The 14,791-nt window shown below is 60.0% G+C and carries 13 protein-coding genes; 3 read left to right on the top strand and 10 right to left on the bottom strand.

Annotation, left to right across the window (positions count from 1 at the left end; all coding sequences use genetic code 11):
- Window positions 1–5 precede the first annotated feature (5 nt).
- Window positions 6–275, bottom strand: coding sequence for a hypothetical protein (locus KJF94_RS30695; RefSeq protein ID WP_431768165.1), 270 nt, complete (start codon window positions 273–275; stop codon window positions 6–8).
- On the opposite strand from KJF94_RS30695, the gene KJF94_RS23135 reads away from it, so the two are divergent.
- Together KJF94_RS23135 and KJF94_RS23130 are read left to right on the top strand one after the other, a co-directional pair.
- Window positions 180–1,601 carry a DUF2300 domain-containing protein gene (locus KJF94_RS23135; RefSeq protein WP_375379888.1) on the top strand — a complete coding sequence of 474 codons (1,422 nt, stop codon included), beginning with the start codon at window positions 180–182 and terminating at the stop codon, window positions 1,599–1,601. The two genes, KJF94_RS30695 and KJF94_RS23135, sit on opposite strands and share 96 nt — an antisense overlap.
- 3 nt (window positions 1,602–1,604) lie before the next feature.
- Window positions 1,605–2,420 carry a YfaP family protein gene (locus KJF94_RS23130; RefSeq protein ID WP_214379076.1) on the top strand — a complete coding sequence of 272 codons (816 nt, stop codon included), beginning with the start codon at window positions 1,605–1,607 and terminating at the stop codon, window positions 2,418–2,420.
- A gap of 424 nt (window positions 2,421–2,844) precedes the next feature.
- On the opposite strand, the gene KJF94_RS23125 is transcribed toward KJF94_RS23130, so the two are convergent.
- The 9 genes from KJF94_RS23125 to exaC form a co-directional block, all read right to left on the bottom strand.
- Window positions 2,845–3,597: a S24 family peptidase gene (locus tag KJF94_RS23125; protein WP_214379074.1), complete on the bottom strand. Its 753-nt coding sequence runs from the start codon at window positions 3,595–3,597 to the stop codon at window positions 2,845–2,847.
- 226 nt (window positions 3,598–3,823) lie between these two features.
- Window positions 3,824–4,351, bottom strand: a complete 528-nt coding sequence (gene ppa, locus KJF94_RS23120; protein ID WP_003205933.1) for an inorganic diphosphatase — start codon at window positions 4,349–4,351, stop codon at window positions 3,824–3,826.
- A gap of 114 nt (window positions 4,352–4,465) precedes the next feature.
- A complete protein-coding gene (locus KJF94_RS23115) occupies window positions 4,466–5,278 on the bottom strand; it encodes a M90 family metallopeptidase (protein WP_214379072.1) in 813 nt (270 codons plus the stop codon).
- A gap of 3 nt (window positions 5,279–5,281) precedes the next feature.
- On the bottom strand, window positions 5,282–5,938 hold the full coding sequence (locus tag KJF94_RS23110; RefSeq protein ID WP_214379070.1) for a DedA family protein: 657 nt from the start codon (window positions 5,936–5,938) through the stop codon (window positions 5,282–5,284).
- Between the two features lie 338 nt (window positions 5,939–6,276).
- The gene (locus tag KJF94_RS23105; RefSeq protein ID WP_008042983.1) at window positions 6,277–6,738 is read right to left on the bottom strand and encodes a GNAT family N-acetyltransferase; all 462 of its coding nucleotides are present in this window, start codon (window positions 6,736–6,738) and stop codon (window positions 6,277–6,279) included.
- 120 nt (window positions 6,739–6,858) lie between these two features.
- Window positions 6,859–7,683, bottom strand: coding sequence for an ethanolamine ammonia-lyase subunit EutC (gene eutC, locus KJF94_RS23100; RefSeq protein WP_214379068.1), 825 nt, complete (start codon window positions 7,681–7,683; stop codon window positions 6,859–6,861).
- An 8-nt stretch (window positions 7,684–7,691) separates the two neighbouring features.
- Window positions 7,692–9,086 carry an ethanolamine ammonia-lyase subunit EutB gene (locus tag KJF94_RS23095; RefSeq protein WP_214379066.1) on the bottom strand — a complete coding sequence of 465 codons (1,395 nt, stop codon included), beginning with the start codon at window positions 9,084–9,086 and terminating at the stop codon, window positions 7,692–7,694.
- A 201-nt stretch (window positions 9,087–9,287) separates the two neighbouring features.
- A complete protein-coding gene (eat, locus tag KJF94_RS23090; protein ID WP_214379064.1) occupies window positions 9,288–10,658 on the bottom strand; it encodes an ethanolamine permease in 1,371 nt (456 codons plus the stop codon).
- A 217-nt stretch (window positions 10,659–10,875) separates the two neighbouring features.
- Window positions 10,876–12,396: an acetaldehyde dehydrogenase ExaC gene (gene exaC, locus KJF94_RS23085; RefSeq protein ID WP_214379062.1), complete on the bottom strand. Its 1,521-nt coding sequence runs from the start codon at window positions 12,394–12,396 to the stop codon at window positions 10,876–10,878.
- A gap of 446 nt (window positions 12,397–12,842) precedes the next feature.
- On the opposite strand from exaC, the gene KJF94_RS23080 reads away from it, so the two are divergent.
- Complete coding sequence (locus KJF94_RS23080) at window positions 12,843–14,756, top strand: sigma-54-dependent Fis family transcriptional regulator (RefSeq protein WP_214379060.1); 1,914 nt, start codon at window positions 12,843–12,845, stop codon at window positions 14,754–14,756.
- The last annotated feature ends 35 nt before the right edge of the window (window positions 14,757–14,791 follow it).

Raw genomic sequence — 14,791 nt, 5'->3', positions numbered from 1 at the left:
GGTGGCTACTGTGTTTGATCCCTGCGCTGGCGACAGCGCAGGACGAACCGTTGCGACTGGGCCTCAAGGGTGAATTGCTGTCGCTGAGCCGGACCCAGGTGATTTCTCGCGAGCCGTTGCCTGACTCCTTGCAGACGCCGTTGGGTAGTGTGTGGAAATTGTTTGTCTACGTCTGGCTGGTGGACACCGATGCCCGAGAGCCGGCGTATGAATGTCGGGGGCAGTCGAAAGAAGAAGTTTATTGCTGCATCGCGGGCGGCAAGATTGAGCGTGATCAGGCGCTGGTGAAGTCCTGCGGGTTGTACTTTGAGCCTGCGCGTTTGGGCATTGTTGGCGCAGATTGGCGCACGTATTGGCAGGCGCGGAAAGCGCCGGAGTGGCTGCTTGATTTGCCTTCGTTGCAGCCATCCACTCGGGTCTCGGTGGTGGAGTTGCTGCGAATGTTGGCCGTGATGCCCGCGCAGGATCAGGCGCGGAGGGTGTTGCTGGACGTGGTGTTGAATGCCGCTGATGGCAATGTCGTGGGCGAACTCGGTGGCCGGTTGCGGGTGAAAACCTGGAGCTGGTTGGAGGATCAGGATCCCTCGTCGCGTCAGGGAGGTTTTGCGGGTTGGCTGACGGATGGCACGCCGATCTGGGCCGGTGGACGGGGGACCAGTCAGATGGTTCTGCGCAATTACGGTCAGGCGTTGGCTTCGGTGTTGCCGGTGGGTTGGCCTGTTGATGCGGGGCGTTGCGTCGAGGTCGGGCTGTTTTCTCGCTATCCGATTGGACGCGTTTTGGCGGGGGATCGGGTTGTTTCTTCCGGGCCTCTGCAGGGCGACTATCGCGTTGATTTCGCCAACGGCAATCAACTGGATATCCACAGCGACGGTGAGCTGTTTTTGGTGGGCGACAAACTGGTCGCACGCCTGGACCGAGAAGAGTACGTCGCCCGCGTCCTGCAGCGCGAAGCCAAACCCGAACCCGCTGAAGCCGCCAAAGCCCTGGCCGTCGCCATCCGCACCTATCTGCTGCAAAACGCCGCCCGCAACGGCGACTGCCTGAGCATCGATGACAGCAGCAGCCGTCAACGCGTCGCGCCACGCCCGGCCACCACCGAGTCGCGCAACATCGCCGCGTGGACCAGCGACCTCGTCCTCGCCGGCAGCACCGTCACCTACCACTCCGACCAGCCCGGCCCGGACAAACTCTCATGGCAGCAAGCTGTCGAACAAGCCAACGCCGGCCAACGCTACGACGCGATCCTGCTGCACGCTTACCCACGCGCCAGCCTCAGCCGCTGGGACAACCCCGTCGCCTCCTGCGAAGCGCTGCCCGCCGCGCAAGACTGGCTGCAAACCCAACGCCGCGGCTGGCGCCAACGCCTCGAAAGCGAAACCGGCTACAACGAAGTCAGCACTTTCGCCGTCTGTCGCCTCGCCTTCGGCCGCCCGTACGTCGACCGCGAGCGTCAGCGCATCTATGTGCGCGGCGTGCTGTCGCTGCAAGACCGCCTCGACCTGACCCACGAATACCTGCACTTGGCCTTCGAAGCACACCCCAACGGCCAGGATGAAACCTACATCGAAGGGCTCGCCCGCCACCTCTTGCTGGAATAGGCCATGAAACTCCGTTATCCACAGGTCCTCCTGTTCCTTTGTTCTGTTTGCGTGCTGCCGACGGTTTCCGCGGCTGAAAGCGCCGTCAAACTCGACACCCCCGTCGGCGGCTGGCGCACCGGTGCGGTCGAGGGCGAAGGTGAAAACTTCCGCCAGACCGTCAACTACCCGGCTTCCTCGGTGAATACCCCGGCAGGGCAAGCCAACACCGCACGCATCACCGGCCAGATCAAAGCCACGCCCAAGTCCACTGAACCGGGACGATTGATCGTCAATGGCGTCAGCATGCCGCTGAAAATCGATTCCGCTGGCCGCTTCGATCGACCGTTCTCATTTCCCAACGGCAGCAATAGCGTCGAAGTCCGCAGCCCCGATGGCCTGCAACGCCATCGCACGCAATTTCTCAATACCAGTGGTGGCGCCACCCCGGCGAAATTGCGAGTGTTGCTGGCCTGGGACAGCGACGGTACGGATCTGGACTTGCACCTCATCACGCCTGATGGGGCACACATTTGGTATGGCGATCGTGTTGTGCCGAATGGTGCTGCGCTGGACGTGGACGTGACGACGGGGTACGGCCCGGAAATTTTTGCCATGCCGGCGCCGATCAAAGGTCAGTACCTCGTTTACGTGAATTACTTCGGGGGCGGGTATCGGAGTGATGAGGACGGGCAGGAGGACGCGGTTCAACCGCTGACGACGGCGCAGGTGACGGTGATAACGGAGGAAGGGACGCCGAATGAGAAGATGGAGACTTTTCTGGTGCCGATGCGGGCGGTGGGGGAGTTGACGTTGGTTAAGGGGTTTAGTTATCCGTAATGGGTCAGCAGGCTGCTGACCGATTCTGCATTGCATGCGTTGATGCTGCGTGCTTTCTTCCAGACGTTAAAAAGCCGGCTTGTGGCCGGCTTCTCGGGGACTGGCTTGGTTCATTTTTGGTAAACCGCGCCAGCCTTCAAAACGTACACCCGGATCTTGCGTCCGGCTGTGGGACTCGGCGAGAAAATCATCTGCCTTGTCGGTGCGATCAGAGCCGCGGGGCGGGTCGATGCGCAAATGTGGGGCGCAGCATACTGATTTTTTTGGAGAATTCCCAGCGTGGTGTGTTGAGTGGTGCTGTCGGGTGCTCGGGCCAGGTGATCGACCCTGAGAATGAGGGTGAGTGTTCGGACGCCTTCGCGGGCAAGCCTCGCTCCTACAGGGATTGTGTGAGGCCTGGAGGTGGGGATTGCCCGTCGAGGTGTTACAAAAACGGCACCGGCGGCCTGCGTTTGTTAAGCGTCGACCACCAGAACACCCATCCCAGCACCCTGATGTTTTCTTCTTCGATTTGCGCGACTCTGAAGATCTCTTCGGGGTATTCGGCGCTGTTGTGGCTGCGCATGCGAATCGCGTTGCCCGGCACCCGACTCAGGTATTTGATGCGCAACATGCCGTCGTGCTCGATGGCGTAGATCTCTCCGTCGACAATTTGTGTGAGCCCACGATCAATGGCGACGATGGAGCCGTCTTCGATTCTTTCGGCCATGCTGTTGCCGACCATCCGGGCGCAGATGGCGTCGACGTGATTGATTTCCAGGGAGTCGAGATTGCTACGCGGCAGGCGGATCGATTCGCTGGGGTCTTTGATGACATGGGTTTTGTCAGAGCCGGGTGTGATGGCCGTTTCTTTGTAAAAGGGCAGTTCGATATCGACTGGTTCGATGACCCGATAGGTGCCGCGGAGCGACTGGGCGTCGAAGGCGTTGCCGGAGTCGTCGATCAGACGTAATTCCCTGGCGTCTTTCGGCCCTTCGCCGGTTTTCAACCATTCGCTGTTCACGGAGAGTCTTCTTGCGACATCTTCCATGCGGTAGTCGGGCACTCCGCGGGAGTACCAGTTGTGGACAGTTTGAGGGTCGGAAATACCCAGGAATTCGGCAAATCTCGTGGTCGTGATTTTGACCTCTACCAGGAGCATTCTGAATCGTGGGCCGCAGGTTTTGTTCTTTTTCATAAACACGAGTCTAGCCGCGCGGCATAAGGCTTTGATTCAACAAACCGTTCAAATTTGGTGTGAATTTTAAGTCTTGATGTAAGACGTCTTTGGTAAGAATTAAACAAGAAAAAACCGGTGTGCCCGCCGGGTAAACGTGCTGTTTAAACTGATTCAAACACGCACAAAAAACCCCGGATAAACCGGGGTTTTTTCAAGTCGTCAGTGGCGCAAGGCCAGTGGCGTCTCAGCCTTTATAGGCAGCAACCGACTTGGTGATCGCTTCGCGGGCGGCGTCTGCACCGGCCCAACCTTCGATTTTCACCCATTTGCCTTTTTCGAGATCTTTGTAGTTCGCGAAGAAGTGCTCGATCTGCTGAATCAGCAGGGGTGGCAGGTCGGTGTATTCCTTCACGTCAACGTACAGCTGGGACAGCTTGTCGTGTGGGACTGCGATGACTTTGGCATCGCCGCCGCCGTCGTCGGTCATGTTCAGGATGCCGACCGGACGGGCGCGGATGACGGAGCCTGGAGCAACCGGGTAAGGGGTCACGACCAGCACGTCGAGGGGATCACCGTCGTCAGCCAGGGTGTTCGGGATGTAACCGTAGTTGGCCGGGTAGAACATCGGGGTGGCCATGAAACGGTCAACGAACAGGCAATCGCTGTCTTTGTCGATTTCGTATTTGATCGGCGCGTGGTTGGCCGGAATCTCGATCGCGACGTAGATGTCGTTCGGCAGGTCTTTGCCAGCCGGAATCTTGCTGTAGCTCATTGGGCGGTGCCCCCCGTTAGTTGACCAAAAACACTTGGCCGGATTGACCAAAAAGTGGCGGCGATTATAGGCATATTCCTTCGTCGACGCCACGTACCAGAGGTCGTAGAGACCTTAGTCGCGTGCCTGATAGACCGGGTCTTCGGCCAGAAGTTGCCGCAGCCGTGTCAGTGGGTCCTGCCGGTAAAACAGCTTCAGCTGTTCATACACCTGAGGATACGCCTCGTGCAGCAAATCCGGGGCGCTGAAGAAGTATTCACTGGTGACCGCGAAGAACTCGGCGGGATTTTCCGCGGCGTAGGGATCGATGGCGGTTTCGGCGTCCGGATCGCGGTCCAGTTGTCGGTCGAGGTCGTCGTAGGCCGCTTGCATGACGCTGGCCCAGTCGCTGACGCGCATGTCGGCGTGCAGCGGCGGCAGACCATTGGCATCGCCATTGAGCATGTCGAGTTTGTGCGCGAGTTCGTGGATCACCAGGTTGTAGCCTTCCCAGCCGCCGCTGGCTATCACGCCCGGCCAGGCGAGGATGATCGGGCCTTGCTGCCAGGCTTCACCGCTGTGTTCGCCGTCCCACTCGTGCTCGACGCCGCTGGCGTCGCGATGACGCTGGGGGCTGAGGAAGTCGTCGGGGTAGAGGACGATTTCGTGAAAACCCTGATACCAGTTCAAATCCCCCAGGTTCAGCAAGGGCAATTGCGCCTGGGCCGCGAGCAGCAAGCGCTGCTCCTGGTGGAGTTCGACACCGGGCAAGGCGGTCAGGTGTTTGTCTTCGATGAACAGCACACTGGCTTCACGCAGCCATTGGTCTTCAGCGGCACTGATGCCGTCGAGAAAACTCAGGTGATGGCGCACCCGCTGCCACATGTCGTCGGCAATCGGGTGTCTGGCCAGGATGCGCCGGCGACGCCAGGCGCTGAGCGACCACATCGCTCAGCGGGGTTCGGCTTTGGACGCGCTACTGCCGAAGCGGCTGCGCACCACACCAATGATCATCGGTACCAGCGACAGCAGGATGATGGCCACCACCAGCAGCGACAGGTTTTGCTTGATGAACGGTACGTTGCCGAAGAAGTAACCGAGGGTCACCAGGCCGCCCACCCAAAGAATGGTGCCGAGGACGCTGAAGGCAAAGAAACGCGGATAAGGCATTTTCGCCACGCCGGCGACGAACGGTGCGAAGGTGCGGATGATCGGCAGGAAACGCGCCAGGGTCACGGTTTTGCCACCGTGCTTGTCATAGAAATCGTGGGTTTGTTGCAGGTAGTCGCGACGGAAGATTTTCGAGTTCGGGTTGCTGAACAGGCGCTCGCCCGCCGTTCGTCCGATGATGTAGTTGGTGCTGTCACCGAGGATCGCCGCGAGCATCAGCAAACCGCCCAACAGCACAGGGTCCATGCCGCCACCGGCCGCCACGGCACCCGCAATAAACAGCAAGGAATCACCCGGCAGAAAGGGCATCACCACCAGGCCGGTTTCGCAGAAGATCACCAGAAACAGAATGGCGTAGATCCATGGCCCGTAGTTGTTTACCAGCAAGTCGAGGTAAACATCGAGATGCAGGATCAGGTCGAGCGGGTTGAAATCCATGGGGGCACCTGTGGTGACGGCGAGACTCGGCAGGCCTGTGCGGATGACTTCGTGTAAGGCTACAGACGGGTGTAGTTTTTCTTACAAGCCGGAAAGGTCGGCATTATACGGGCTGACAAGTGAAAAGCGCGTCGAGTTTGTCGCGGGGGATGTCGCGAGATTTGGCCATTACACCATTCATTGTGGCGAGGGAGCTTGCTCCCGCTGGAGGGCGAAGCACTCCCAAAGCCTGAGCTCGCGGTAGGTCAGGGGAATTGCATTGGCTGATTTTGCGACTGCTGCGCAGCCGAGCGGGAGCAAGCTCCCTCGCCACAAGAGCTCGCCTCAGCACAGCGGCGTTACAGCTCGTCGCTGATTGGCAACACGTAGTTCTTGAACTCGGTGTCTTCCTTGAATCCGATGGATTCGTAGGTTTTCTGGGCGATTTTGTTGTCGCTGCTGGTGGAAACGCGCATGCGCACGGCGTTGGTTTCCTTGGCCATTTTTTTCGCGGTGCGCATCAGGTTGTCGGCGACCAACTGACGGCGGGCGTCTTCAGCGACATAGATGTCATTGAGGATCCACACGCGTTTAAGCGAAAGCGACGAAAAACTCGGGTACAGCTGACAGAAACCCATCAGCTTCTTGTCGTCGTCATCGGCCAGGGCCAGGTAGATCACCGATTCCTTGCGGCGCAGGCGTTTCTCGAGGAACGCCCGGGACGAGTCCGGATACGGCAGGGAACCATAAAACTCGCGATATTTGACGAACAACGGGGTCAGCAGGTCCAGGTGTTCGAGGGTCGCTTGAATAATCCGCATCGATAGGTCTCGTCTTCAAGTGGCTGTCTTCACGTGCTCTGACGGCGAACGGTTCTTCACTCGGGCAGCCGTGTTTCGATCCTGCCTGAAATCGAATCAGAAACGCAATGCGGAAACGGTTCAGGTTTTCGGCGAATTCAGTAGGAAATTACCTTTCATATCCGCTCCTGCGTCGGACTCCAGCGTCTGAAGCTGCGCTTCGTCCTTCAGGTTTACCCCCGACAGCTGCCGCCGACAGGCTTCACGCATCAGATAAAGCAAGCGGTGTGCCGCCATGCCATAACTCAAGCCTTCCAGTCGCACATTGGAGATGCAGTTGCGGTAAGCATCCGTCAGGCCGACCTTTGGATTGTAGGTGAAATATAACCCCAGGCTGTCTGGCGAGCTGAGTCCAGGGCGTTCGCCGATCAGGATGACCACCATTTTGGCGCCCAGTAACTCGCCGATCTCGTCGCTCACCGCGACCCGGCCTTGCTCTACCAGAATCACCGGAGAAACCGTCCAGCCATCGACTTCGATCTGTTCTCGCATGCGCGCAAGGAAGGGCACAGTGTGACGGTGCACAGCCAGTGCCGACAAACCATCGGCCACGACAATCACCAGATCAACGCCGCCGGGATGGGCTGAAGCATGGTTGCGCAAGATTTGCGCCGACTCATTGCTCAATTTCCGCCCCAAGTCAGGGCGCTGCAAATAACTGTCCCGGTTTGTGGCGGCGCTGTGCAGGAGCACACTTTCGTATCCGCACTCCGCCAATTGCGTGCTAAGCCCTGCATGGTCGAAGGGCAGGTGCACCGCGTCCCGGGCCTGGGCGTGGGCGTACTGGAAATCCAGCTGCGCGCTGGTGGGCATGCTGGTGCCGGTGCGGCCCAGGGCAATCCGCGCCGGGGTCAGGCGCCGCAGTTCCAGCAATGGGTTTTCTGCATCAACACGCGGTTTATCCATTTCGACACTCATCCCAGTTGCCCCATCGCCTGGCGGAAGGCGGGCGGCAGTCTGTCGCCGAAATGAATCTTGCCGTCTGCCTGGGTGAAGATGCCCATTTTTGCCAGCCACTGTTCGAACTCCGGCGCCGGCTTCAGCCCCAGGGTTTGTCGGGCATAGAGCGCGTCGTGGAACGAGGTGGTCTGGTAATTGAGCATGATGTCGTCGGAACCGGGGATGCCCATGATGAAGTTGATCCCGGCCACGCCCAGCAGGGTCAACAGGGTGTCCATGTCGTCCTGATCGGCTTCGGCGTGGTTGGTGTAACAGATGTCGCAGCCCATGGGCACGCCCAGCAATTTGCCGCAGAAGTGGTCTTCCAGGCCGGCACGGATGATCTGTTTACCGTTGTAGAGGTACTCCGGGCCGATGAATCCTACAACTGTGTTCACCAGGAACGGTTTGAAATGTCGCGCCACGGCGTAGGCGCGGGTTTCGCAGGTCTGTTGATCGATGCCGTGGTGGGCGTTGGCCGACAGGGCGCTGCCCTGACCGGTCTCGAAATACATCAGGTTTTGCCCCAACGTGCCGCGGTTCAGGCTCAAACCGGCGTCGTAGCCTTCCTGCAAAACGTTCAGGTTGATGCCGAAGCTGGCATTGGCCGCTTCGGTGCCGGCGATCGACTGGAACACCAGGTCCAGCGGAACGCCGCGATTGATCGCTTCGATGGACGTGGTGACGTGGGTCAACACGCAGGCTTGTGTAGGAATTTCGTAGCGCTGGATGATTGCGTCGAGCATTTCCAGCATCGCGCAAATCGAGGCAATGCTGTCGGTGGCCGGGTTAATGCCGATCATCGCGTCGCCGTTACCGTACAGCAGTCCGTCGAGAATGCTCGCCGCGATACCCGCCGGTTCGTCGGTGGGATGGTTGGGTTGCAGGCGTGTGGATAAGCGTCCGCGCAGGCCCATGGTGCCGCGAAATTGCGTGACCACGCGGATTTTCTGCGCGACAAGCACCAGGTCCTGCACGCGCATGATTTTCGACACGGCCGCGGCCATTTCCGGCGTCAGTCCGGGGGCGAGGGCGCGCAGGCTCTGTTCGTCGGCGGCATCGCTGAGCAGCCAATCGCGGAATCCGCCGACAGTCAGATGGCTGACCGCGGCGAAGGCTTGTTTGTCGTGGGTGTCGATGATCAGACGGGTGACTTCATCGGCCTCATAGGGAACCAGCACTTCCTGCAGGAAATGAGTCAGCGGGATATCAGCCAGGGCCATTTGCGCGGCCACACGCTCGCCATCGTTGAGGGCGGCGACGCCGGCCAGAAAGTCCCCGGAGCGCGCCGGGCTGGCCTTGGCCATGACCTCTTTGAGGCTGGCGAAGCGGTAGGTCTGGGCGCCGACGGAATGGGCAAATGTGGCCATGGGACGGTGTCCTCCTGATGTGTAGAAGTCTTGATTACCCTGACATTCCCTTTGGGAGCCAGCCTGCTGGCGATTGCAGTGTGTCATTCAAAATCTGTGCTGACTGTCAGACCGCAATCGCCAGCAGGCTGGCTCCCACAGGGGATCTGTGTGCACTTCAATAAAGCAGGCGCAAGGCAATCAGCCCGGCGCCGGTGCAACTCAGACGCCTTCGAGCATCGCATCCGCCGGCGCATCGAAGCGCTGCTTGGCGGTCAGTTGGAAATACAAATAACCGGCCGCCATGAATCCGAGGAACACACAGCCGATCAGCGGGTTGAACCATGCCATCGCTATCAGGCACACCACTGCCAGGAACAGCGCAATGCCCGGGACGATCGGGTAACCCGGCGCGCGGAAGCTGCGTTCCAGATTTGGCTCGGTTTTACGCAGCTTGAACAGGCTCAGCATACTGATGATGTACATCACGATGGCACCGAATACCGACATGGTGATCATTGCTGCCGTCAGGGTCATGCCTTGCAGGTTGACCAGACCGTCGCTATAGATCGCCGCGATGCCGATCACGCCGCCGGCCAGGATCGCCCGGTGCGGAGTCTGGAAGCGCGAGAGCTTGGCCAGGCCGCGAGGCAGGTAACCGGCCCGGGCCAGCGCAAAGAACTGCCGCGAGTAGCCAAGAATGATCCCGTGGAAACTCGCCACCAGACCGAACAGGCCGATCCACACCAGCATGTGCATCCAGGTCGAATTGTTGCCGACCACGGCTTTCATCGCCTGAGGCAGCGGGTCGTTGATGTTCGACAGTTGGCGCCAGTCGCCCACGCCGCCCGCCATCACCATCACGCCGATCGCGAGGAACACCAGAGTCAGAATGCCGCTGACGTAAGCCCTGGGAATTGTGCGTTTCGGGTCCTTGGCTTCTTCGGCCGCCATCGCCGCGCCTTCAATCGCAAGGAAAAACCAGATCGCAAAGGGGATCGCCGCAAAGATGCCAGGGATCGAGCCGATGGTGAACTCGTTGGCGCCCGACCAGCCGTTAAGCGCGAAATTACTGAAGCTGAAGCCCGGCGCAACGACGCCCATGAACACCAGCAATTCGGCGACCGCCAGCACGGTGACTACCAGTTCAAACGTCGCGGCGATGCTGACGCCGAGGATATTCAAGCCCATGAACACGAAATAGGCGCCAACAGCTGCGATCTTGGGATCAAGCTCCGGGTACTGCACGTTCAGATAAGCGCCGATGGCCATCGCAATGGCCGGCGGCGCAAAGACGAATTCGATCAGGGTGGCGATGCCGGCGATGAGTCCGCCTTTCTCGCCAAAGGCCCGCCGGCTGTAGGCGAATGGCCCGCCAGCGTGGGGAATGGCGGTCGTCAATTCGGTAAAACTGAAGATGAAGCAGGTGTACATCGTCGCCACCATCAACGCGGTGACGAGGAAACCCAGGGTTCCTGCGGTGCCCCAGCCGTAACTCCAGCCGAAGTATTCGCCGGAAATCACCAGGCCGACGGCAATGCCCCATAAATGCAGGGTGCCGAGTGTGGGTTTGAGCTGTGTGGAAGAAGTCATAAGTCCTCGCTGTCTTTTTTATTGTTTGATCTGTTGGACTGTCGGGAACTGCATTTGCCTGTAGAGCGGGCACGCAAAGCCCGTGCCAGAGCGGCAGGGCGATGTTTGATGTGTCATTGAGGGCGCCTTCGCTGGCAAGCCATGCTCCTACAGGTACGGCGTGATCCTGTAGGAGCCGAGCTTGCTCGCGATAGCCGTTACGCGGTATCGCGTTGAGTTAGAAGAACCCCAACGGATTGATGTCGTAGCTCACCAGCAGGTTTTTGGTCTGCTGATAGTGATCGAGCATCATTTTGTGAGTTTCACGACCGACGCCGGACTTTTTGTAACCGCCGAACGCGGCATGCGCCGGGTACAGGTGGTAGCAGTTGGTCCACACGCGACCGGCCTTGATGGCGCGGCCCATGCGATAGGCGCGGTTGATGTCGCGGGTCCAGAGACCGGCGCCCAGGCCGAACTCGGTGTCGTTGGCAATGGCCAGGGCTTCGGCTTCGTCCTTGAACGTGGTGATGCTCACCACCGGGCCAAAGATTTCTTCCTGGAACACGCGCATCTTGTTGGTGCCCTTGAGCAGGGTCGGCTGGATGTAATACCCGGTCGCCAGGCTGCCTTCGAGTTTTTCGATCTTGCCGCCGGTCAGCAGTTCGGCGCCTTCGCCCTTGGCGATTTCCAGGTACGAAAGGATTTTGTCGAATTGCTGCTCGGACGCCTGGGCGCCGACCATGGTGTCGGTATCCAGCGGGTCGCCACGTTTGATTTGCAGGACTTTCTTCATCACCACTTTCATGAAGTCATCGTAGATCGACTCTTGCACCAGTGCGCGAGACGGGCAGGTGCAGACTTCGCCCTGGTTGAAGAACGCCAGCACCAAGCCTTCGGCGGCTTTTTCGATGAAGGTTTCTTCGGCTTGCATGATGTCGGCGAAGAAGATGTTCGGCGACTTGCCACCGAGCTCCACGGTGGACGGAATGATGTTTTCGGCGGCGCATTTCATGATGTGCGAGCCGACCGGGGTCGAGCCGGTAAAGGCGATCTTGGCAATGCGTTTGCTGGTGGCCAGGGCTTCGCCCGCTTCTTTGCCGAAGCCTTGCACCACGTTAAGCACGCCCGGCGGCAGCAGGTCGCCGATCAGCTCCATCAGCACGGTAATGCCCAGCGGGGTTTGCTCGGCAGGCTTGAGCACCACGCAGTTACCGGCAGCCAGGGCCGGGGCGAGTTTCCAGGCGGCCATCAGGATCGGGAAGTTCCACGGAATGATCTGTCCGACCACGCCCAGTGGTTCATGGATGTGATAGGCCACGGTGTTGCCGTCGATCTCGGCGGCGCTGCCTTCCTGCGCGCGGATGCAACCGGCGAAGTAGCGGAAATGGTCCGCGGCCAGCGGGATGTCGGCGTTGAGCGTTTCACGCACGGCTTTGCCGTTGTCCCAGGATTCGGTGATTGCCAGGACTTCCAGGTTCTGTTCGATGCGGTCGGCGATTTTCAGCAGCACCAGCGAGCGAGCCTGGGCGGACGTGGCGCCCCAGGCGTCGGCAGCGGCGTGGGCAGCGTCCAGGGCCTTGTCGATGTCTTCGGCCGTGGAACGCGGGAATTCGGCAATCGGTTGGCCATTCACTGGCGAGGTATTGGTGAAGTACTGACCTTTGACAGGCGCGACGAACTCGCCGCCGATGTAGTTACCGTATTTGCTCTTGAACGAAACGATAGCGCCTTCAGTACCGGGGTGAGCGTAACGCATGGTGATTTCTCCTTGGCTTTTGTGCTTATAAGGGAGAGCGCTTGTGCGCTTGCTATAAGCGTAGAGCAAAGGTCGGGCCACTGCCCTGCAGGTCAGGCAAATCAAGGCCTTGCGCGATTTTTGTCGGACGGGCGGGCGGCGTCTGTGACGCTTTCGGTACGGTGCCCGTGACACTTTGTACCGCTTGTGGCACAGCGTGTGACCGAGCGGTCTTGCCAGCATTGCAATGCGCCGATGGCTGGAGGATGCTGGGCCAGCATTGCCATCAGGTATTCCTCTGTGGCGAGGGAGCTTGCTCCCGCTGGGCTGCGAAGCGGCCCCAAAAATGTCTACCGGTCATGGTTTGGCGAGCGCTTCGCACTCGAGCGGGAGCAAGCTCCCTCGCCACAAGATGTGTGCCTGCCTTAACGGGGTTTGAGCACAGCTCTCGGGGAGAATAATAAGAAATGCACGACAACCATTTGAGTCGCCATGCCCAGCAAGTGCTGACCGTGACCCAGGGCAAATCCCACCTGCACGGTCCCGGCAGCGATCCGTCCATTGCCCGGTCCTGGCTGCGTTGTCTTGAGGACTATCACCTCGACCCGGCTCTGACCATGGCGCCGACGGTGCTGGAACATGGTCGCGTCCTCGAAAGCCGCGAGCGCCTGCAGCAAGTGCTGCACATCGCCGGCAACGAAATGAGCAGCCTGCATCAGCAACTTTCCGGCGCCGGTCATGCGGTGCTGCTGACCGATGCGCGCGGCGTGATCCTCAACTGCGTGACCGCGCCCGCCGAGCGCAAGATTTTCGAGCGCGCCGGCCTCTGGCTCGGTGCCGACTGGAGCGAAGCCTGCGAAGGCACCAACGGTATCGGCACCTGCCTGGTGGAGCGCCAGTCGCTGACCATCCACCAGGACGAACACTTTCGCGGCCGCCACACTGGCCTGACCTGCTCGGCGAGCCCGGTGTTCGACCCGCATGGCGAGCTGCTGGCGGTACTCGACGTGTCTTCCGCGCGTCACGAAGTCTCGCGGCAAAGCCAGTTCCACACCATGGCGCTGGTCAATCTGTCGGCGAAGATGATCGAGAGCTGCTATTTCCTGCGTTACTTCGACAATCAGTGGTTGCTGCGTTTCCACCTGCAGGCTGAATCTGTCGGGCTGTTCAGCGAAGGGTTGCTGGCGTTTGACGGGGAAGGGCGGATCTGCGCGGTCAACCAGAGTGCGCTCAACCTGCTGGGGCATGTTCGCGGCGGACTGCTGGGCAAACCGGTCGAGGCGTTTTTCGACTGCTCGCTGGACGAGTTGCTGGGCCGCGCGAGTGTGAATGCCAGCGCCAGTTGGCCGCTGCGCACCCGTGACGGGCGAAGTCTGTTTGCCGTGTTGCGCGGTCAGCCGCGCAGCATTCCAGTGCCCGTGGCACCCGCTCCGGCGATTGCCGAGCCGTCGCGGTTGTCGGGCATTTGTCTGGGGGACGCGGGGTTGCAGGAAGATTTTCGCAAGTCCCTTCGCGTCTTCGAGCGGGACGTACCGCTGCTGATCAACGGCGAAACCGGGTCCGGCAAAGAGGCCTTTGCCAAAGCGGTGCATCAGGCCAGTCAACGGGCGGAAAAGGCCTTCGTCGCGCTCAATTGCGCGGCCATCCCCGAAAGCCTGATCGAGAGCGAACTGTTCGGTTATCGCGGCGGCAGCTTCACCGGCGCGCGCAAGGAGGGCATGCGTGGCAAGTTGCAGCAGGCCGATGGCGGGACATTGTTTCTGGATGAAATCGGCGACATGCCCCTGGCGTTGCAGACCCGTCTGTTGAGGGTGCTGGAGGATCGGCAAGTGGTTCCGATTGGCGGTGAACCGGAGTCGGTCAACGTGCGGATCATCAGCGCCACTCACCGTAATTTGCTGGCACGGGTGCAGGACGGCAGCTTCCGCGAGGATTTGTACTACCGGCTCAACGGTTTGGAGATCGCACTGCCGGCGTTGCGCGAGCGCAGTGACAAATCACAGTTGCTTGATTTTCTGCTGGCGGAAGAGGCGGGCGGGGAGACGGTGCTGATTGATGAACCGGCACGCCAGGCGTTGCTGGGTTTTGCCTGGCCCGGAAATGTGCGGCAGTTGCGCAATGTGCTGCGCACGCTGGCGGCGTTGTGTGACGGCGGGTGGATCGGTCTGGAGGATTTGCCTGCGATGATTCGGCAGACGCGACCGATGCCGGTTGTTGCCGTTGAACAGCCTTCCGAACATCCCCTGGATGATGCCGAGCGGCTGGCATTGTTGAATGCGCTGGAGCAAACCCGTTGGCATATGACCCATACCGCCGAGCAACTTGGCGTCAGCCGCAATACCCTTTATAGAAAACTGCGTAAACACGGAATCGAACGCTAACCCGCTTTTGTGGCGAGGGAGCTTGCTCCCGTTCG

Origin of the sequence: Pseudomonas hormoni, from assembly GCF_018502625.1 — a bacterium.
In the GTDB taxonomy this organism is placed as follows: Bacteria; Pseudomonadota; Gammaproteobacteria; order Pseudomonadales; family Pseudomonadaceae; genus Aquipseudomonas; species Aquipseudomonas hormoni.
This window is presented reverse-complemented; position numbering and strand designations above follow the sequence as displayed.